General features: G+C 58.7%; 22 protein-coding genes. 6 read left to right on the forward strand and 16 right to left on the reverse strand.

What is annotated here, in order from left to right:
• Window position 1 precedes the first annotated feature (1 nt).
• Window positions 2-964: an acetyl-CoA carboxylase carboxyltransferase subunit alpha gene (locus tag MWU60_RS05625; RefSeq protein ID WP_247226224.1), complete on the reverse strand. Its 963-nt coding sequence runs from the start codon at window positions 962-964 to the stop codon at window positions 2-4.
• A gap of 148 nt (window positions 965-1,112) precedes the next feature.
• Between MWU60_RS05625 and MWU60_RS05630 the strand changes: the two genes are divergently transcribed.
• Entirely contained in the window at window positions 1,113-1,538 is a 426-nt protein-coding gene (locus MWU60_RS05630) for a hypothetical protein (RefSeq protein ID WP_247226225.1), read from the forward strand.
• A 10-nt stretch (window positions 1,539-1,548) separates the two neighbouring features.
• Here the strand turns inward: MWU60_RS05630 and MWU60_RS05635 are convergent, their stop codons facing one another.
• The 4 genes from MWU60_RS05635 to smpB form a co-directional block, all read right to left on the reverse strand.
• Window positions 1,549-2,505: an L-malyl-CoA/beta-methylmalyl-CoA lyase gene (locus tag MWU60_RS05635; RefSeq protein ID WP_247226226.1), complete on the reverse strand. Its 957-nt coding sequence runs from the start codon at window positions 2,503-2,505 to the stop codon at window positions 1,549-1,551.
• Window positions 2,506-2,676: 171 nt separating this feature from the next.
• The gene (locus tag MWU60_RS05640) at window positions 2,677-3,861 is read right to left on the reverse strand and encodes an amino acid aminotransferase (protein ID WP_247226227.1); all 1,185 of its coding nucleotides are present in this window, start codon (window positions 3,859-3,861) and stop codon (window positions 2,677-2,679) included.
• 3 nt (window positions 3,862-3,864) lie between these two features.
• The gene (sseA, locus tag MWU60_RS05645) at window positions 3,865-4,728 is read right to left on the reverse strand and encodes a 3-mercaptopyruvate sulfurtransferase (RefSeq protein WP_247226228.1); all 864 of its coding nucleotides are present in this window, start codon (window positions 4,726-4,728) and stop codon (window positions 3,865-3,867) included.
• A gap of 167 nt (window positions 4,729-4,895) precedes the next feature.
• Entirely contained in the window at window positions 4,896-5,369 is a 474-nt protein-coding gene (gene smpB, locus MWU60_RS05650) for an SsrA-binding protein SmpB (protein WP_247226856.1), read from the reverse strand.
• A gap of 75 nt (window positions 5,370-5,444) precedes the next feature.
• On the opposite strand from smpB, the gene MWU60_RS05655 reads away from it, so the two are divergent.
• Window positions 5,445-5,888, forward strand: coding sequence for an ion channel (locus MWU60_RS05655; RefSeq protein ID WP_247226229.1), 444 nt, complete (start codon window positions 5,445-5,447; stop codon window positions 5,886-5,888).
• The gene (locus MWU60_RS05660; RefSeq protein WP_247226230.1) at window positions 5,885-7,072 is read left to right on the forward strand and encodes a crosslink repair DNA glycosylase YcaQ family protein; all 1,188 of its coding nucleotides are present in this window, start codon (window positions 5,885-5,887) and stop codon (window positions 7,070-7,072) included. Before MWU60_RS05655 ends, MWU60_RS05660 begins: the two co-directional genes overlap by 4 nt.
• Before the next feature lie 23 nt (window positions 7,073-7,095).
• Here the strand turns inward: MWU60_RS05660 and dapA are convergent, their stop codons facing one another.
• Entirely contained in the window at window positions 7,096-7,968 is an 873-nt protein-coding gene (gene dapA / locus MWU60_RS05665; protein ID WP_247226231.1) for a 4-hydroxy-tetrahydrodipicolinate synthase, read from the reverse strand.
• A gap of 175 nt (window positions 7,969-8,143) precedes the next feature.
• Here dapA and MWU60_RS05670 point away from each other — a divergent pair, with 175 nt between their 5' ends.
• Window positions 8,144-10,150: a lytic transglycosylase domain-containing protein gene (locus MWU60_RS05670; RefSeq protein ID WP_247226232.1), complete on the forward strand. Its 2,007-nt coding sequence runs from the start codon at window positions 8,144-8,146 to the stop codon at window positions 10,148-10,150.
• On the opposite strand, the gene MWU60_RS05675 is transcribed toward MWU60_RS05670, so the two are convergent.
• Window positions 10,147-11,013, reverse strand: a complete 867-nt coding sequence (locus MWU60_RS05675) for a DMT family transporter (protein ID WP_247226233.1) — start codon at window positions 11,011-11,013, stop codon at window positions 10,147-10,149. The genes MWU60_RS05670 and MWU60_RS05675 overlap by 4 nt on opposite strands.
• On the reverse strand, window positions 11,003-11,683 hold the full coding sequence (mnmD, locus tag MWU60_RS05680; RefSeq protein WP_247226234.1) for a tRNA (5-methylaminomethyl-2-thiouridine)(34)-methyltransferase MnmD: 681 nt from the start codon (window positions 11,681-11,683) through the stop codon (window positions 11,003-11,005). Before mnmD ends, MWU60_RS05675 begins: the two co-directional genes overlap by 11 nt.
• A gap of 47 nt (window positions 11,684-11,730) precedes the next feature.
• Here mnmD and MWU60_RS05685 point away from each other — a divergent pair, with 47 nt between their 5' ends.
• Window positions 11,731-12,747 carry an FAD-dependent oxidoreductase gene (locus MWU60_RS05685; RefSeq protein ID WP_247226235.1) on the forward strand — a complete coding sequence of 339 codons (1,017 nt, stop codon included), beginning with the start codon at window positions 11,731-11,733 and terminating at the stop codon, window positions 12,745-12,747.
• Between the two features lie 42 nt (window positions 12,748-12,789).
• Here the strand turns inward: MWU60_RS05685 and MWU60_RS05690 are convergent, their stop codons facing one another.
• From MWU60_RS05690 to MWU60_RS05715, 6 genes are all read right to left on the reverse strand, one after another.
• On the reverse strand, window positions 12,790-13,614 hold the full coding sequence (locus MWU60_RS05690; protein ID WP_247226236.1) for a bifunctional allantoicase/(S)-ureidoglycine aminohydrolase: 825 nt from the start codon (window positions 13,612-13,614) through the stop codon (window positions 12,790-12,792).
• A 91-nt stretch (window positions 13,615-13,705) separates the two neighbouring features.
• Complete coding sequence (locus tag MWU60_RS05695) at window positions 13,706-14,374, reverse strand: cupin domain-containing protein (RefSeq protein ID WP_247226237.1); 669 nt, start codon at window positions 14,372-14,374, stop codon at window positions 13,706-13,708.
• A gap of 9 nt (window positions 14,375-14,383) precedes the next feature.
• Entirely contained in the window at window positions 14,384-15,142 is a 759-nt protein-coding gene (locus MWU60_RS05700) for a 5-oxoprolinase subunit PxpA (RefSeq protein WP_247226238.1), read from the reverse strand.
• Between the two features lies 1 nt (window position 15,143).
• Window positions 15,144-16,166, reverse strand: coding sequence for a biotin-dependent carboxyltransferase family protein (locus MWU60_RS05705; RefSeq protein ID WP_247226239.1), 1,023 nt, complete (start codon window positions 16,164-16,166; stop codon window positions 15,144-15,146).
• Window positions 16,163-16,897 (reverse strand): carboxyltransferase domain-containing protein, encoded by a 735-nt coding sequence (locus tag MWU60_RS05710; protein WP_247226240.1) that lies wholly within the window; start codon window positions 16,895-16,897, stop codon window positions 16,163-16,165. Before MWU60_RS05710 ends, MWU60_RS05705 begins: the two co-directional genes overlap by 4 nt.
• 10 nt (window positions 16,898-16,907) lie before the next feature.
• Window positions 16,908-17,309: a rhodanese-like domain-containing protein gene (locus MWU60_RS05715; protein WP_247226857.1), complete on the reverse strand. Its 402-nt coding sequence runs from the start codon at window positions 17,307-17,309 to the stop codon at window positions 16,908-16,910.
• 174 nt (window positions 17,310-17,483) lie between these two features.
• Here MWU60_RS05715 and MWU60_RS05720 point away from each other — a divergent pair, with 174 nt between their 5' ends.
• Window positions 17,484-18,089, forward strand: a complete 606-nt coding sequence (locus MWU60_RS05720; RefSeq protein WP_247226241.1) for an OmpA family protein — start codon at window positions 17,484-17,486, stop codon at window positions 18,087-18,089.
• A 243-nt stretch (window positions 18,090-18,332) separates the two neighbouring features.
• Here MWU60_RS05720 and MWU60_RS05725 read toward each other — a convergent pair whose 3' ends face one another.
• Both MWU60_RS05725 and MWU60_RS05730 read right to left on the reverse strand, forming a co-directional pair.
• Window positions 18,333-19,118: an N-acyl homoserine lactonase family protein gene (locus MWU60_RS05725; RefSeq protein ID WP_247226242.1), complete on the reverse strand. Its 786-nt coding sequence runs from the start codon at window positions 19,116-19,118 to the stop codon at window positions 18,333-18,335.
• Complete coding sequence (locus tag MWU60_RS05730; protein WP_281493230.1) at window positions 19,115-19,405, reverse strand: putative quinol monooxygenase; 291 nt, start codon at window positions 19,403-19,405, stop codon at window positions 19,115-19,117. Before MWU60_RS05730 ends, MWU60_RS05725 begins: the two co-directional genes overlap by 4 nt.
• Window positions 19,406-19,432 lie beyond the last annotated feature (27 nt).

Consider the following 19,432-nt stretch of genomic DNA (forward strand, 5'->3'; position numbering starts at 1 on the left):
CCTAGGCCGCAAGCCCTTTGGAACCCAAAGCGAGGTATTTGTTGCGCCGGTCCGCCCGCAGCTTATCGCCCGACAGATCACGCAATTCGTTCAGCATGCTGACAATTGCTTCGCCCACCGACGTGATCGCGGTGTCGGGGTCGCGATGCGCGCCGCCTTCAGGTTCGGGGATGATCCGATCACAAACGCCCAACTCATGCAGGTCTTTGGAGGTCAGGCGCAGCGCTTCTGCGGATTCGCGCATCTTCTCGGCGTCTTTCCACAGGATCGAGGCGCAGCCCTCGGGGCTGATCACCGAATAGACCGAATGTTCCAGCATCGCGACCCGGTTGGCCGAGGCAAAGGCCACAGCCCCACCAGAGCCACCTTCGCCGATCACAACGCTGATCAGGGGCACTTTCAGCTCCAGGCACTTTTCGGTCGACCGGGCAATCGCCTCGGACTGACCGCGTTCTTCGGCCCCTTTGCCGGGGTATGCGCCGGGTGTGTCGACCAACGTAATCACGGGCAGGCCAAAGCGGTTGGCAAGTTCCATCAGACGGATGGCTTTGCGGTATCCTTCGGGGCGGGCCATGCCAAAGTTCCGCTCAATCCGGGATTTGGTGTCATTGCCCTTTTCATGACCGATCACCATCACCGGGATGCCTTCAATCCGGGCAAGACCACCCATCACCGACAGGTCATCAGCAAAGTTCCGGTCCCCTGCAAGGGGGGTATATTCGGTGAAAAGCGCATTGATATAGTCTTGGCAATGCGGACGCTCAGGGTGACGCGCCACCTGACATTTCCGCCATGCGGTCAGATCACCGTAAAGCGACTTGAGCAGATCAGCGGCCTTCCGATCAAGCGCCGCCGCTTCCTTCTCAACATCCATTTCAGGATTTTCGCGGGCCATCGCGCGCAGTTCTTCGGCTTTGCCTTCAATCTCAGCGAGCGGTTTTTCAAAGTCGAGGTATTGGGTCATGGCGGACGGCCTTTTGCATGCGTTCACAGATATATGGCGCATGGATCGGGCAAGTGCAACGGCAGCGGGTTGCCACATTATTGCCATTTGCAATGATCCCGCAAACAGGCGAATGTCCTGCCAAATTGTCGCAGTAAAGGATTTTCACATGCGTATTCTGACGATCACAGCCGCCCTTGCACTTGGCCTTGCGAACCCCGCGTTCGCGCAATCAGTCAATTTTGGCGATGACAGCAGCCAATGGGCAAACGATGGCGAGTGTGACGATGGACGGTTCACAGGCCCCGGTCTGACATCCACACCGCTGCTGCAAGAAGATGTTCTGGCTGATGCGACGGACTGCCGGACCGCTTACGAAGCGGGTCGTCTGACGCTGGCTGGTGTTGCCGACGATGGCACCATTGATTTTGGGAACGACGCTGGCGAGTGGTCCAACGACGGTGAGTGCGATGACATGCGTTTTGCCGGCCCGGGCATGACCACGACACCGCTGCTGCAAGACGACATCATGCGCGATGCAAGCGATTGTCGTGATGCTTACGGCGCAGGCAGGCTCACTTTGGCGGGCCAATAAACGCTTCGCGTCAGCCCGCGATCATCTCGGACTGGCGCACAATCACTTCGGCTTGCTTGATCGACGCAATATCAACTAAGCGGCCCTTATAGACGGTCGCCCCTTCGCCGCGTGCCTTGGCGTCTTCCATGGCGGCAAGAATTTCGCGCGCCTCTGCGACGGCTTCCTCTGATGGTGTGAACACCTCATTTGCCAGCGCGATTTGCTTGGGGTGGATCGCCCATTTACCGACCATGCCCAATGTGGCTGACCGTTTCGCCTGCGCGCGGTAGCCTTCATCATCGCTGAAATCTCCGAAAGGCCCATCGACGGGCAGCACACCATGCGTGCGGCAGGCGGCAACGATGGCCGTCTGCGCCCAGTGCCAAGGGTCGGAATAGTGCCGCGTGTCGCCATGTAGCATGTAGTAGTTTTCCTGCGTGCCCCCGATGCCCGTCGTCTGCATACCCATGGATGCAGCAAAGTCAGCGGCACCCAGGCTCATCGCGGCCATGCGCGGGGAACTTGCGGCGATTTCCTCGACGTGGGCAATGCCGGCCGCAGATTCGATGATGACCTCAAAGCTGATGGGTTTTGTGCGGCCTTTGGCGGTTTCAATCGCTGTGACCAGCGCATCAACGGCATAGACATCCGCCGCGCAGCCCACCTTTGGGATCATAATCTGGTCAATCCGGTCGCCTGTCTGTTCCAGCACCTCGACGACGTCTTTGTACCAATATGGCGTGTCCAACCCGTTGATCCGTACCGAGAGGTATTTGCTGTTCCAATCCACCTCGTTGATCGCCTGAATGACATTGGCGCGCGCGGTGTCTTTGTCGGTAGGTGATACGCTGTCTTCCAAATCAAGGTTGATCACATCTGCCGCACTCGCTGCCATTTTCTCAAACAGCTTGGTGTTTGAGCCGGGACCAAACAGCTGGCAACGGTTCGGACGGGCAGGGGCTGTGGGTTGCAGACGGAATGACATCGGTGATCCTCGGCGTATTTTAATTACGTGACGGTTGTTTGTGTCGGTATATTATTGCGCCAAACCTCACAAGGTGAATATGCAGCCGCAGCAAAGAAATGCTGCGACGCAAAATTTCCGCGAAAATTTTTGACGCTCAGAAGGAAATTCCAGAATTTCCTTCGCCCGTCGCTAAACGCCAGCCTCGACGATGGCCTTGGCCAACATAGGCACCGTCTGCGCGTTCAATCCGGCGATATTCATGCGGCTGTCGCCCACCATGTAAATCCCATGATCCGCGCGCAGCTTTTCAACCATCTCTGGCGTTGTGCCCAACCGGCTGAACATGCCCCGATGGTGCGCCAGAAAATCAAACCGGTCGCTGTTTGTCAGACGCTTGAGTTCATCAGCCAGTTGCTGGCGCAGGTCCAACATGCCGTTGCGGGTTTCTTCCAACTCGGCTTCCCAATCGGCGCGCAATTCCGGGTCTTGCAGTATCGTCGTGACGACCCGCGCGCCGTGATCTGGCGGGAAGGAATAGTTCTGGCGGTTCAGGAAGGCGAGGTTTTGCTGGGTCAGCGCCTGCTGGTCGGCGTCCTTGCAGACGGCCATCAGGATGCCTGTCCGCTCGCGGTAGATACCAAAGTTCTTCGAACAACTGGCCGCGATCAGGCAGTTTTCAAAACTGCTGGCGATCTGGCGCGTCGCTTTGGCATCGTCTGCCAATCCATCGCCGAAGCCTTGGTAAGCGATGTCGATGAACGGCACAGCACCTTTGGTCCGCATAAGGCCGATTACATGTTCCATCTGACCGTAGGTCAGGTTCGCACCTGTCGGGTTGTGGCAACAGCCATGCAGCAAGACGACATCACCGGGTGCCACTTTGTCCAGATCAGCAACCATACCTTCGAAATCGACACCGCGTGTTTCGCTATCAAAATAGCGATACTCGGCCATTTTCATCCCAAGGTATTTGATGATCGACGGATGGTTTGGCCATGTGGGGTTCGATAGCCAAACGGTCGCTTTCGGGGCCGCAATGCGGATCAATTCAAGCGCTTGGCGAATGGCACCTGTACCGCCCGGTGTGGCAACAGCGGCGACACGTTCGTTCAGAACACTGTCGCCAAGCACGAGGTCCTTCATCACAGCACTAAACGCCGGATCACCTGCCAGCCCGGTATAGGCCTTGGTGGACTGGTCCGCCAGAATGCGCCGCTCCGCCTCTTTCACGGCCCGCATGACGGGCGTGTTGCCGGTTGCGTCTTTATAAACGCCTACACCCAGATCGACCTTGTCGGCGCGTGGGTCGGCTTTGAATTTGGCGACGAGGGCCAAGATTTTGTCAGCGGGTTGCGCGGTCAGATTTTCCAGCATGAGTTAGGCTCCGGTGGCGATTGGAAGGTCGGCGTACATGCCCCATTCGGACCATGACCCGTCATATAGCGCATGATCGGTTTTGCCGATCCGTTCAAGGGCAAGTGAAAGGATCGCGGCGGTCACACCCGACCCGCAGGTCGTGATGGCAGGCTTATGCAGATCAATGCCTGCATCCTGAAAGACCGTGCGCAGTGCATTGGGCGCTTTCATGGTTCCATTCGCATTCAAAAGGTCCTTGTAATAGACATTCTGCGATCCCGGAATATGCCCCGACCGCATGCCCTCACGGGGCTCAGGCTCATCGCCCCGAAAGCGACCCGGCGCGCGGGCATCAATGATGCTGTGATCGCCCAGTTTCGCCGCACGAGCGACGTCAGTGACATCGCGCATCCGGTGGGGTTCCATTTTCACCGTCATATGGCGGTCACGGATCGTAGGCGGTGTCGTCGTGGTCTTGTGCCCGTCGGCCAGCCATTTTGGCAACCCGCCGTCCAGGACCGCGATATTGTGCTGGCCCATCAGGCGAAACAGCCACCACACGCGGGCAGCGGAGAACAACCCTGCCCCGTCATAGACAACAACCTGATGGCCATCGCCTACGCCCATCGCGCGCATTCGCGACATGAATTTTTCAACTGGGGGCGCCATGTGCGGCAGTTCAGACCGGCCGTCGCTGATCTCATCAATGTCAAAGAAACGTGCGCCGGGGATGTGGCCTGCGGCGTACTCCGCTTTGGCATCGCGTCCGCTGTCGGGCAGATACCAAGAGGCATCAAAAATCCGCAGATCAGGGTCTTTGAGGTGAGTTGCCAACCAATCGGTGCTGACAAGCGTCCTGGGATCGTCAGATGTAGATGTGGTCATGCGCACTCCGGTTCGCAGTTTGCTGATATCGCGTAGCGCGTAGAGCGTTGCATGACAAGAGTTTGGAGCCAATTCCGGGCGTTTGGGGGGTTACCCATGGGTTACCTTTGCTAAAGTTTTAAATAAAGAAACTGCCCGACTGCATCGCACGCAAGACAAACCTATTCTTAATCCCCATGCCGCAACAGCCGCTGCTTTTGACGGCCCCAGTCACGCTTGGCTTCGGTCTGGCGTTTGTCGTGGTTTTTCTTACCCTTGGCCGTTGCTATTTTTAGTTTCACCAATCCGCGATCGTTGAAATACATCACCAGTGGCACCAGCGTCATGCCTTCGCGTTTCGTGGCGTTCCACAGCCGGGCCAGTTCACGATTCTTGACCAAAAGCTTGCGCTTGCGCCGTTCCTCATGGGTAAACATAGCGCGGTCATAAGGGGCGATGTAGGCGTTGGTCAGCCATAACTCACCATCATCAACGGACGCATAGCTGTCAGCAATGTTCGACTGCCCGGTGCGCAAGGACTTGACCTCGGACCCGGTCAGGATAATCCCGACTTCCAGATCATCTTCGATGGCATAGTCGTAGCGGGCACGCCGGTTCTCGGCGATGACTTTGTAGTTTTTGTTTTCCGGTTTCTTGGCCATAGTTGGGATCAGATAGGGGATGCAGGTCTGACGCACAAGATGTGCCAGATACGCAACCGCATGGAGAGACATGGGATGTTTGTGCAAATCGCACTTGGAACACTGCTGATGCTGTTTTCAATTCTGATCGCAGGCATCAGTTTTTGGTTCATGGAAACGTGGCTGTTGAAGTACCGCCCGTGGCTGACCCGCGCGCCGCATCGCCCGAAACTGATCCTTGTGCTGTGTATCGCGGCGATTTGGATCATGGCGCAGATGACGGCGGGTGTTTGGGCCTGGGCGCTGACCATGATGGCGCTTGGAGTTTTTGATACGTTGGAATTGTCGGTTTACTTCTCACTTGTCGCCTTTACGACCTTGGGTTTCGGCGATGTGCTATTGCCGGTTGAATGGCGGCTGCTGGGTGGCATGGCCGCTGCCAACGGGCTTTTGAACATCGGTCTGGTGACTGCGCTCTTGGTTGAGGCATTGCGTCAGGTGCGTTTACAGCAGTTGCAAATGACAAAGGCCGACAGTTGAGCGTTCCGGTTCTTTCCAACAAGACGGCGCGTCATGTTTTTCTGGAAAAACATGGCCTCTCCGAACGCCCTTCGGGGTCTGGAAAAGGCGCTGATCTGAAAGGTATCATCGACGATCTGGGCTTTGTGCAGCTTGACAGCGTGAATACCTTCGCGCGTGCGCATGATCTGATCCTGTGGTCACGGCGGCAGCAATTTCGCCCCAAGGCGTTGCAGCATCTGCTGCACCGGGACCGACAAGTTTTCGAACACTGGACCCATGATGCGGCCACCATCCCGATGGAAAGCTTTGCCCATTGGCGCTTGCGATTTTCCCGCGATGCGGTGCGAATGGAGGAACGTTGGAAAGAGTGGCGCAGGGGTGATTTCACCGCCAAGATTGACGCCGTGCTGCGGCAGATTTCAGATCAGGGCTGTTGCACCTCTGGTCAGGTCGGCACGGATGAAAGCCGCGGGTCGGGTGGCTGGTGGGACTGGCATCCGTCCAAGACCGCGCTGGAATATCTGTGGCGGTCAGGTCAGGTGTCCGTTCTGCGCCGCGATCGTTTTACCAAGGTTTATGACCTGACCGAACGTGTGATCCCGGCAGAACATCTGAACCGACGTCACCATATTGAGGAAACGATTGAGTGGTGTTGTGCGGGTGCGCTGGATCGTCTTGGCTTTGCCACCAGCGGTGAACTGGCCGCTTTCTGGGATCACGTCACGCCTGCCGAGGCAAAGGCATGGTGTGCCGCCGCCTTGGCAGACAGGCGGGTGATTGAGATTGATGTCGAAGGTGTGGACGGCAAGCTGCGCCGCTCTTTCGCTTGGCCGGATATTCTGGATGAGACGATATCACCACCGGTCCCAAGAGTTCGCATCCTGTCGCCATTCGATCCCGCCTTGCGGGACCGCAAGCGGGCCGAGCGCTTGTTCGGGTTTCACTATCGGATCGAGATTTTCGTCCCCGCGCCCAAGCGCAAATACGGCTACTACGTTTTTCCGGTGATGGAAGGCGACCGCGTGATCGGGCGCATTGACATGAAACGCGAGGACGGTGTTCTGGCCGTGCGTGCATTCTGGCCTGAAGACGGCGTGCGGATGGGGGCAGGTCGCCGAAAGGCGCTGCACACCGAATTGGAGCGCGCTGCTGCCTTTGGGGGCTGCGATGCGTTGGAATTCGCCGATGGTTGGATCAGGTAAGGTGGGTTTAAACCCACCTTACATCAGTTCAACAGTCCCGCATGCACCATCGCGGCGCGCAGTTTTTCCTTTGTTGCATCGGTCAGGCCGATCAGTGGCGACCGCACCTCGTCGCTACAAAGTCCCAGCAAAGACATCCCATATTTTGCACCGACCAAACCGGGCTCTGTAAACACGGCTTCATGCAGTGGCATCAGCCGGTCAAGCTGCGTCAGCGCCTTGGCATAGTCGCCAGCAAGCGTGCTGGCCTGAAATTCTGCGATCAGCTTTGGCGCGATATTGGCAGTGACCGAAATGCAGCCCACGCCGCCGTGGGCGTTGAACCCAAGCGCAGTCGCATCCTCGCCGGAAAGCTGCACGAAATCAGGACCGCAGCGCATCCGCGTCGCGGGCACGCGTGATAGATCGGCTGTGGCGTCTTTGACGCCGATGATCATCTCATGCTTGGCCAATTCCGCCATTGTGTCGGGCGTCATATCCACAACAGACCGAGGCGGAATGTTGTAAATGACAATTGGCAGGCCGCAGTCCGCTGCGGCTGTGAAATGTGCAATCAAGCCGCGCTGGGTCGGCTTGTTGTAGTAAGGCGTCACGACAAGTGCTGCATCGGCGCCCGCTTTTTTGGCCGCTTTCACCAGACGCACGGTTTCTGCGGTATTGTTGGACCCTGCGCCAGCGATCACGGGGATACGCCCCGCCGCTTCTGTGACAACCGTTTCAACCACCAGATCATGTTCGGCATGGGTCAGCGTTGGGCTTTCGCCCGTCGTCCCGACAGGCACAAGCCCGTTGCTGCCTTGCTCCACATGAAAGTCCACAAGTTTTTTCAGCGCGTCCACGTCAACTTGGCCGTTCGCAAACGGCGTGACGAGGGCGGGGAGTGATCCCTTGAACATGGCACGCTTCCTTGTTGTTGATGGCCGTGATTGGCCGTGGGTAAAATCGCGCGGACACTAGGCGCAGTTCGCAAATCCTACAAGCCCCGCTTTTCTGCCGATTGCCGTGTTTGTGAGTTGTTATTGTCCTCCAACACGTTATTTTTCGCACCTAGACCAGCAAAACGGTGGGCCGATGCGACTTCTGATCTGGGTGATGATGACGATTGGCGCGGCCGGGGTGGCGTCGGCACAATCAGTGCATCCCAAAAGCGTCGCAGCCCTTGATGCCATCCAAAGCGGCTGGGACGTGGCCTATCAGATCGCCGAAGACGCTGACCCGGTGACCGCAGATTTGCTGACATGGTTGCGGTTGCGCGATGGCACTGGGACATTTGCTGAATTCAGGGATTTTCTAACCCGCCGCGCGGATTGGCCTGGGCAAAGCATTATCCGCGCGCAAGCCGAGCGCGCGATTGTGCGGGGCGAAAACGCTGAGGCGATCATCGCATGGTTTGAAGATGCTGCACCGCGCACAGGTAAAGGGGCAATCGCCTTGGCACGCGCTCATATTGCATTGGACCAAGCCGATGAGGGCCGCGATGTGTTGCGCGACGCGTGGATCGGTTTGCGTTTAAGCGATGATGGGCAAAAGGCCATGTATGACGCTTTTGGTCCGCAACTTGAGCCATTCCATGCCGCAAGAACTGATGCCCTCTTATGGCGTGGCCGTGCAGAGGATGCGGCCCGGATGCTTCCCTTGATGGAGGAAGACGCACGCGCCCTTGCTGCTGCACGGATCGGGTACATCACACGGGCAAGTGGCCTGCCTGCATTGATGCGAGCGGTGCCAAGGGAACTGCGTGAAGACGCCGGTTTGGCCTATGCGCGTTATTCCTGGCTTGCGGCAAGGGGCGAACGAACCAAGGCGGTTGAAATGCTGTTGGACCGCTCAACAAGCCGTGCGGCGCTGGGCGAGCCGCTTCGCTGGTCTGGTTGGCGCCGGGTGCTTGCACGCTGGGAGATGCGCGAGGGAAGGGCCGAACAAGCGTACACACTGGCGTCGCGTCACTACCTTTCCGAGGGTGCACCCTACGCCGATCTGGAATGGCTGTCTGGCTATATCGCGCTGACATATCTGGGCGATCCTGCACAGGCCTTGACCCATTTTGAAAATGGGCTGCGCGCGTCTAGTAGTCCGATTTCGCTGGGCCGCATGCAGTATTGGATTGGGCGGGCGCACGAGGTGAAGGGCAATGTGGATGCTGCCGCAACTGCCTTTGGTGAGGCCGCCGCACATCAGACCAGTTTTTACGGGTTGCTTGCCTCAGAAAAGGTGGGGCGACCGCTGCGAGCGGCACTCGCCGGGAGCGAAGTTATCTGGGAAGATGCATCCGTGTTTGAGGACGACGCCGTCAAGGCGGCGATGGTCCTGCTCGCAGGCGGCGAACGCGGTGCTGCGGTGACGTTTTTTGCCCATCTGGGACGCACGCTCGATACCGAAGAACTGGCACAGGTCGGTGCCTATCTGTCGGATATAGACGAGCAGTATTATGCTCTTTTGCTGGGGAAATCTGCGGTACGTGCAGGCCAGCTTGTACCGAACATCTACTTTCCCGTGCATGATCTGGCCGAAATGGACCTGCCTGCCGACCCTGCGCTGTCGCTGTCCATCGCGCGACGCGAAAGTGAATTCAACATCGGCATTGGCAGTCCTGTGGGTGCGCTGGGCCTGATGCAATTGATGCCTGCCACCGCGCAAGAGGTCGCAGGTAACCTTGGCCTGCCTTATGCGCGGGGACGGCTGACCAACGATTGGCGCTATAATGCGACGCTTGGCGCCAACTATCTGGCCTATCTGGAGGATGAGTTTGGTCGCAGCCCGGTGATGATAGCCGCAGGCTATAATGCGGGCCCAAGCCGACCCAAGCGCTGGATGGACGAACGCGGTGATCCGCGTCTGCTGGAAATGGATGTTGTAGATTGGATCGAGCATATTCCGTTTCGTGAGACCCGAAACTATGTGATGCGGGTGACCGAGAGTATCCCGGTTTATCAGGCACGTTTGACAGGAGATACCGGCCCGGTACGGTTTACCGAATTGCTGATCGGGTCAAAGCCACTGATCCGCCCCCGCGCGCGGCCCTTGCCGCAGGACGAAGCGGCAGTGACACCGGCGGTCAGGCCCATCGCCCGGCCCTAACTTGTTTTCTTTTTGGCCCGCCATAGGGTGAACAATCCGGCACCCACGACAATGGCAGCTCCGATGGCAACGTTTGGCCTGAGCGTTTCACCCAGTAGCAGCAAACCGATGGCGCTGGCGAAAACCAGTTGCAGATAGGCGAAGGGTTGCACTTCGCTGGCCTCGGCCACCTCATAGGTTTTGATCAGCAGCCAATGTCCGCCAGCGCCCGTGATGCAAAGGGCTGCCATCCACTGCCAATCGGTTGCGGTCATCGGCTCCCAAAACCAGACACCGGCAAGCGTCATCACGACGGCGCCTGAAGTGCCGGTCCAGAAGAAGGACGTGGCGGTACTGTCCTTGCGCGCGGCATAGCGGGTCAGCAGGCCATAAAGCGCGAACATGAATGCGGACGCCAACGGGACTGCTGCGGCAGGGGCGAACACGGTGTAGCCGGGTTGCAAAATGACAAGCACCCCGATGAAGCCGATGCCAATGGCGGCCCAGCGTCTCCAGCCGACCTGTTCGCCCAGAACCGGACCGGAAAGTGCGGCAATCAACAGCGGGTAACAGGCAAAAATCGCATGGCTTTCCACAAGGCCAAGCAGGACGAAGGCGCTGACCATCACGCAGATTTCCAGCGCCAGCAGAACGCCGCGTGTGATTTGCACAATGGGTTGCTTGGTTGCCGCTGCTGCCTTGATAGACCCTGACTGGCGTGTGGCAATCGTGATGACGAAGGCTGCAAAGAACCAATAGCGGATCATGACGATCATGATCACATTGTAGTTCTCGGCCAGATGGCGCGATATGCCGTCCTGGACCGCGAAAACGAAGGTCGTGCAGATCATCAACAGGATGCCGAGGCGGGGGTTATTTTGCATCCGGCAGCCTTGCGCGGGTCATATGACGTTTGCGGCCATAACCGGGGGTGCGGGTGACCTCGAAGCCAGCATCTGTGAGTGCCTGCCGGACATGACCAGCGGCAGAGTAGGTCGCGGCTGTGCCGCCGGGTTTGGTATGCGAAGCGACTGCTTGCAGCAGTGCTGGCTCCCAGAGTTCCGGGTTCTTTGCGGGCGAAAACCCGTCCAAAAACCACGCGTCCGCAGTACCGTCCCAAGCTGGTAGCGTTTTCCGGGCATCGCCGGTCACCACATGCAGAGTAGGACCATCGCTAAGTTTGGTCGGACCCGTCGCAGGTGACCATTCAGCGAGCAGAACATCCGCAAACGGTTTTAGCTGTGGGAAGTGGCCGAGGGCCTCTTGCATGTCGGCTATTTGCATCGGGAACGCCTCGAAAGACGTGAAATTGAGACTGCCGGGACGTCCGGCTTCTGCCCATGCCGCCCATGTCACAAGCAGGTTCAACCCGGTGCCAAACCCAAGTTCTGCGATCTGGAACGCACCGCCAAACCGTGCGGGCAGATCATTGCCTGCCAGAAAGACATGCTCGGTCTCAGCCACGCCGTTTTCCAGCGAATAATATGGATCATCAAAGGCCGTGGCGATCGGCACCCCGCCGCGCCAGTCGAGTTTTGCTGTCTGGTCTGTCATCGGCCCATGCCTTACTTAGGCGTCAAGTTTGGGCGGAAGGATGCGGAATGGCAACGGCTGATGTGACGGTCATGGGGGCAGGGGTGTTCGGCCTGTCTGTGGCCTATGCGTGCGCGCGGCGCCGGGCATCGGTGCGGGTGATTGACCCCAATGGTGTAGCCAGCGGTTCCAGCGGAGGCGTTGTTGGTGCGCTCGCCCCGCATGTGCCGGAGAACTGGAACGAAAAGAAGGCGTTTCAGTTTGACAGCCTGATCATGGCGGAAAGGTTTTGGCGCGATGTTGAAGCGCTGACCGGTGCTGACGTTGGGTATGCGCGCTCTGGCCGGTTGCAACCTTTGGCGGATGAGCATGCGGTGTCTTTGGCGCGCGGGCGTGCTGAAAGTGCGCAAGCATTGTGGCAAGGCAAGGCCGTCTGGGAGGTTGTCGCGGCTGGCGATGCAACATGGATGCCACCTTCGCCCAGTGGGCTGGTGGTCCGCGATACCCTGTCCGCATTGATCCACCCGCGCCGCGCGACGCGCGCCCTAGCTGATGCGGTGATCGCACTTGGGGGTGAGGTGTTGGCAGACGGTGCATCTGAAGGCAAAACGGTCTGGGCGACGGGCTGGCCCGGGATGAAAGAGATTGGCGGCAACGGCGTGAAAGGCCAGGCGGCTTTGTTGCGCTTTGACGCGGCAGGCCAACCGCAGTTGTTTGCTGATGCGCTGCATATCATCCCGCATGGTGACGGAACGGTCGCCGTCGGCTCCACGTCAGAGCGTGATTTTGATGATCCCACGGGCACCGATGCTGCACTTGATGATGTGCTGGCCCGCGCCTATGCGGCTTTCCCGGTGCTGAAGGGTGCCGAAGTGATCGCGCGCTGGGCTGGTGTACGCCCCCGCAGCAAAAGCCGCGCGCCTGTCTTGGGGCTGCACCCGACCCGCGCTGGCGACTACATCGCCAATGGTGGGTTCAAGATAGGCTTTGGCATGGCCCCCAAAGTGGGTGAGGTCATGGCTGATCTGGTCTTGGATGGGCGTAACGTGATCCCTGATGGCTTTCGGGTTTCGCCAAAATTCTAGAATTTTGACAGGCTATAGGATTTCTAGAAATCCTATAGCCCACTAGCGTGTCAGCGGCATGTGTCGGTTCACATCCTTGTAGAGCAGATAGCGAAACGGGCCTGGCCCACCTGCGTAACAAGCCTGCGGGCAGAAGGCGCGCAGCCACATGAAGTCACCGGCTTCAACCTCGACCCAATCCTGGTTCAGACGGTAGACCGCCTTGCCTTCCAGCACATAAAGCCCGTGTTCCATGACATGCGTTTCAGCAAAGGGGATCACGCCGCCGGGTTGGAAATTCACGATATTGACGTGCATGTCGTGACGCATGTCTGCGGGATCGACGAAACGGGTTGTGGACCATGCGCCGTCAGTGTCCGGCATCTGGGCTGTCGTTGCATCGTCTACATGCGTGACGAAGGCGGATGGAACGTCGATACCATCAACTGCCCTGTAGGCTTTGCGTATCCAATGAAACCTTGCAGGCGTGTCGGTGGAGTTGTCTAAGGTCCAATTGCAACCCGGCGGTAGGTACGCATAACCGCCAACGTGTAACTCATGGGCGGTGCCTTCCACGGTCAGCGTGCATCCACCCTCAACGACAAAAAGCACGCCTTGGGCTTGCGGATCACCTTCAGGTTTTGTGCTGCCGCCGCCGGGTGCGACTTCCATGATGTATTGACTGAAGGTCTCGGCAAAGCCGGACAACGGCCGCGCCAGCACCCAAGCGCGTGTTCTATCCCAAAACGGCAGGTTGCTGGTGACGATATCGGTCATCGTCCCTTTGGGAATCACGGCATAGGCGTCGGTAAAGACTGCACGGTCGGTCAGCAGCTGGGTCTGCGGGGGCAGACCGCCTGTGGGTGCATAGTAGGGTGATTTGGTCATGCGGGATCCCTTCGCGACCTATTAAAGATGACGGCCCGCCGCGCAGGAAGTGTCATCCATCCGAAAGGTTCTTTCTGATTTCTTTGATAGTTCAAACCTTTGGGGCCGCCGCGAAAGGCAGATGACCGGTCTTGATCCAGAGCTTTGCGCCTTGGTCTCCGGCAGTGATATGGACTGGTGCGCCTTGCGGGAGGCGCAGCCATGCCCCTGTGTGCAGTTTCTCGCCGGCATCCACACCATCTCCGGCGATGATCAAGACCTCAGCGCCCCCTTGAGGCGTCTCGGCGAGAAGAGCACCAGCCTCCAAAGCGATAAACCGCACCGTCTCGCGGGTGTCTTGGTGCAGTGTCTTCGCCATCAGTCCCGGTCCTGCTGTGGTCAGGTTAGTATCCATTTCCACGCGAAACTGTGTGCGATCATCGGGATCAAACTGCCAGAGTTTCACAAAGATCGTGCATCCTTCGGCTGCACCCGGCGTGTGGGATGTGGTGGGTGGATTGCGCACATAGGTGCCTGCCGGATAATCCCCATGTTCATCCTGAAACACGCCCTCCAGTACGATGAATTCTTCGCCACCCGTATGCGTATGCGCCGAAAACTGGCTGCCCGGCGCATAGCGCACAATTGACGTCGCCCGCGCGACCTCATCCCCGATCCGGTCAAGCATCCGCCGATCCACGCCGGGCATAGGTGAGGGGCTCCAGCCGGTATCGTGGGATTGTAGCAAAACCCTTTGGGTGAAATTGGCGTTCAGTTCCATGTGTTGTCCTTAGAGAGGGGCGATTGTAACGCCAGCACGCGTTAGATGTTGGCGAAGTTCGCGTGCCATTGTGACGGCACCCGGAGTGTCGCCGTGCAGGCAAATGGTGTCGATCTGGCATGGAATGTGCTTGCCCGATTGTGCAATGATCGCGCCTGCTTCCAGCATGTTCAGGATGCGCGGCGCTGCTGTGGCGGCGTCGTGCAGAACGGCACCGGCTTTGCTGCGATCCACAAGGGTTGCGTCGTCATTGTAAGCCCGATCCGCAAAAATCTCACCGGCCCAGTTGCAGCCCAGTTCGCGCACCACCTCTTCCATCGCGGTGGCGGCAAGGACCATGATCACGATCTCAGGATCGACATCGAGCGCCGCCTGATAGCAGGCGCGCGCCAAAGCCTGATCGACCGAAGCCATGTTTGATAGCGCGCCATGCAGCTTCAGATGGCGGACCCGGCCCCCTGCGCGCTTTGCGATTCCCTGTGCGGCACCCAGTTGATAAGCCACTGCATTCGCAATCTCATCGTGTGGGATTGGCAGCTTGCGCCGCCCGAACCCTTTGAGATCGGCAAATCCGGGATGCGCGCCAATCCCGACCCCTTTGGCGACTGCGCGCCGCATCGTTTTGTCCATGACATCCGGGTCACCTGCGTGAAACCCGCAAGCGATATTGGCTGATGAGATGATATCCAGAAGTGCGTCGTCATCACCCATCTGCCAAGGCCCAAAGCCTTCGCCCATGTCCGCGTTCAGATCAACGGTGCGTGTCATATCAAGGTCTTTCAAGATCATCGCCGGGCGTCGCCCCAGAGATTAACTGGTAGCGGAGCAAATCCGCAATGTCATGGGGTGCGCGGATCATGGGTTGGCACAACCGAGTGAGCTGTCGCAGGGTTGCGGCCTGCGATATCGCTGTGGCATCGGCTTCTTCCACGGTCAGAAATTGGAATTGCAAGGACGTTCCGGGGGCCGCCTGCGCGATCTTTGGCAGGTCGGACGGGATCACACTGCCGATCCGAGGGTAGCCGCCGATCGTCTGGCATTCACACAGCAGAACATATGGCACGCCATCGCCTGTCATCTGGATGTCACCCGGCACGATCAGGTCAGAGACGTGGTTCAGCCCGTCGCGGGTGCTGAACCCGTTGCCGTCATAGTCGAGCCTGACCCCTTGGCGGTTACCCCGCGGACTGCGCGTGAATGTCGTTTGGGTGAAGGCTGCCAGCGTTTCGGGTGCAAAGAAGTCGGTTTGCGGTCCCGACATGATACGGATGGTGCCGCCCGCAAAACGATCGGCGACAGGCAGTTTCATCGGTGCGCGCATGCGGTCGGCATCCGCACCAAGCGGTAGCGTATCCCCCGGCTGCAAAGGCTTGCCGATACCAGCCGTCAGATGCGTCGCACGGCTGCCCATGATTGGTGGTGTGGCAATGCCACCAGCGAGGGAGAGATACCCAAAGACGCCTTGTTTTGCGCCGCGAATGGTCAGTTTTGCACCAGCTGGCAGCACGTGGGTTGCGTTCGGGCTGATCGGTTCGCCGTTGATATCGGCTTGCATGACTGCACCGGTGAGCGCGAAGCGCACCGCTTGGTTTACGCTGAATGTGCCGCCAAAACCCATCATCTCAATGGCTGCCTGACCCGGCGGAGTGCCCAGTAATGCGGCCGCTTCCAGCAGTGCCAGAGGATCAGCGGCGCCGCCTGTTGACAGCCCCTGTGCCTTCCAGCCCGGTCGTCCCAGATCCTGCACTGTCAGACCCGGCCCGGCGTTGTGAATGGTCAGTTGCGCGGTCATCGCAGCACCTCGCAAGTGGCACCGCCATTGCTGTCGGGGTTCTGTTTGATGTCTTTGAATTCAGCGTCCGAGACCGCCACAAACTGCACCGCATCACCGGGCGTGAAAGCGAAGGGCTGCGATGTTTCGGGCAAGTAGACCCGAAAAGCGGTTTGGCCGATGTGCCGCCAGCCTGTCGGCGCGTCTGCCGCCCAGATAATCAACTGGCGCACGGCGGTGATCAACGCGCCGCGCGGCAAGCTTTCGGTCAGGCTGGTTTGGCGGGGAATGTCCCAATGGCCGGGCAACATGCCCAGATACGGCTGGCCCGGTGCAAAGCCGATGGCGATCACATGGGTTGTCGCGGCTTCGATTTCAGCGACGGCTTGCGCCGGGGTCAGCCCGGCCAATGCGGCGGCTTCTTCCAGTTGCGGGGCATGATCCGGTCCAAAAGCGGCAGGGATACGCCAAAGCCGCTTGGGTTTGGGATCAGGTGTTTTGTGTTCGGCGATCAGAGCTTGGATGGTTTGCGTCACCGTATGACGGTTTGTCAGTTCAGGGTCGAAGCCGATGCGCACGGACACCAGCGAAGAGGCTACTTCGGTGACCCCTTTCACCCCCGCCTCTAGCACCATGTCGCGGAAGCTCAGCGCGCGGGCGTTCGCCTCTTGCGTCAGGGTCCGGGCAAAGCGCACCAGAACACCATCCACGCCAAGTGGACGCAGGTCTGGGGCGTTTTGCTGCGCAGTCATGCGGCTGGGTTTACGAGGTCTGCGCGGGGCTGTCGATGGGGCCATTGTGCTTTGCCCAGTCCGAAAACCCGTCCTTCAGATGTGCCGCTGGAAACCCCATGTCGTTGAGCGCAGCCACCGTCAGCGCCGAACGCCAGCCCGAAGCGCAGTGAAAGATGAAGGTTCGATCCTGCCCGAAGATGGCCTTGAAATACGGGCTCTCAGGATCGACCCAGAATTCGGCCAGACCGCGCGGGCAATGAAAGCTGCCGGGAATGGACCCGCTGCGCTGCCGCTCGCGCACATCGCGCAGGTCGACAAATGTGACCTGCGGGTCGTCCAACATGGCGATGGCGTCGCCGGTTTCGACCTCTTCGATCCGGGCGCGGGCATTTGCAACAAGGGCTGCGGCGGATGTCTTGAGTTTGAGCATGGTCATGTCCTGCGTTTGGGTTGCTATCATCTTGGGCATAAGCCCCCCCGGATTGTCCAGATCACCGCGACTGAAACAACCTATGACAGTGATATGATCAGGGTTCATTTCACCAAAGTCGTGGTCATGCCGTAGCAGTGTGCCAACGCACACTACTATGACGGAGATAACACCATGCGCGCACCTCAGATGTTGGCCCTTTGCCTTTTGGCAGCCACCGCCGGCCCAGCCTTTGCTCAAGATGAATCCACCGATGTCGACACTATGGCCGACGAGGTGATGGAAGAAACGATGGAAGATGCCATGGCCGATGACGCTATGTCTGACGAAGTTATGGAAGACGCAGCCCCGAGCCTTGAAGATATCGCTGCCTCTGATCCGGCTTTGGATGTGCGCACCAATGAAGATGGCGAAGTGGATGCCATGGTCATGCTGTCCGATGTGCTCTTCAGTTTTGGCGATGCATCGCTTGAGCCTGCGGCTTTGGACGTTCTTGGTGGTATCGCCGAGAAGCTGGACGGCGTAACATCGCTTGAGATTACAGGACACACCGATGCGATTGGTGATGAGAATTTCAACCTCGCGCTTGGTCAGCGCCGCGCTGATGCCGTGCGCGATTGGCTTGTTGCGAACACTGATTTGACGGCTGATGTCGTCACTGCGCGCGGCGTGGGCGAAGCCGATCCGATTGCACCAAACCTGACCGAGGATGGTGCGGATAACCCGGAAGGTCGCGCCGCAAACCGCCGGGTTGAGTTTACGTTGCCTGACGAAGGCTGATCAGTCGCAGTCTAAGTTGAGTTGCTGCCCGCCCTGCATCAGTTTGGCCTCTCTCATGCCCGGATCGTCCGGCAATACGAACGCCAAGTCTGACCGCGCCCGGTTGCGTGATTGTCATGGGCGTAAGTGGTGAGATAACATGATCCGGGTTGATATCGGGCATGACAGAGTGCGCAACAGCGTGGGTCGGATGCAGATTACTGTTGCCTACGCTTATAAAATCATCTGCGACAACACCGATTTTCATGGTTTGGGACCTTGGTCTAATCGAGTGATATGGGCGGCTTGCCCGGCTGGAAACAGGTCGCGCACAAGCGGGTCGTGACCGGGGATGATCAATGATGGCGATGAGGCGAGCCGGTAAAGCGTGTCATACCCATCCAGCATGTTTTGCAAATCAACCACGATGGGAAAGGGTTTGCGGGCCTGAAAATTCTCATAGTAGTGCGCCGCATCTGACGCCAGCACCAGCCACCCCGCCGAGGTCCGCACCCGGACACATTGCAGGCCGCGCGAGTGGCCGCCGATGCAATGCACCGTCACACCGTCCGCGACGTCGCCATCGCCATCATGGAAGATCAGTTTGCCCCCGTATAGCCGTTTGACGGCCTCGCAGATATGGCCTGCCGTAAATGGCGTGCGCAGCGTGTCGTGGCACATGCAGGGGCCGGTGGCAAAAGCCATCTCAGCCGCTTGCATGTGCAGTGTCGCATTGGGAAAAAGATGCAGCCCGCCCGCGTGGTCGTAGTGCAGGTGGGTCACAATCACGCTGGTGATGTCGTCGGCTTGCAGGCCAAGCGGGGCCAGCGCCTCTTGCGGGGCCATGCGGATCGGGCGGTCGCGTGCGGCGGCTTCGGTGTCGTCGTAGCCGGTGTCGACAAGGATCACCTCGTCCCCGCGTCGCAAGATCCACATGAAATAGTCCATCGCATGTGGTTGGTCGTGATTGTCATCAAAGATAAAGCTGTCGGCACGGGTGCGTGCGTTCCTGTCGGCGTATTTGACGGCGTGAACTTCCCAATCGGTCATTGTGTCACCTTATCCCAGATCTGCACCTGTTTGTCTGCGATCATCGGCGCTGTGGCTTTGTCGAAAGCCTGAAAATGCGCGCTACTCAGGTGCAGGTCAAAAGCTGCGCGGTCGTCGTAAAGCTCGTACAGAAAAATCTTGTCAGGCGCGTCAGCGTTGCTGAGTACGTCAAATTGGTGGCACCCGGCCTCATGCATCAGGGACGCGCGCGCGTTTTCCATCATCAAGGGCATGAACGCACCCTTATGACCGGAGCGAAGCTGGAATGTTACGCAAACCGCATACATCGGCGACCCTTTCACTGTGTTTGATCA

This window comes from Yoonia sp. F2084L (assembly GCF_023015625.1).
GTDB lineage: Bacteria > Pseudomonadota > Alphaproteobacteria > Rhodobacterales > Rhodobacteraceae > Yoonia.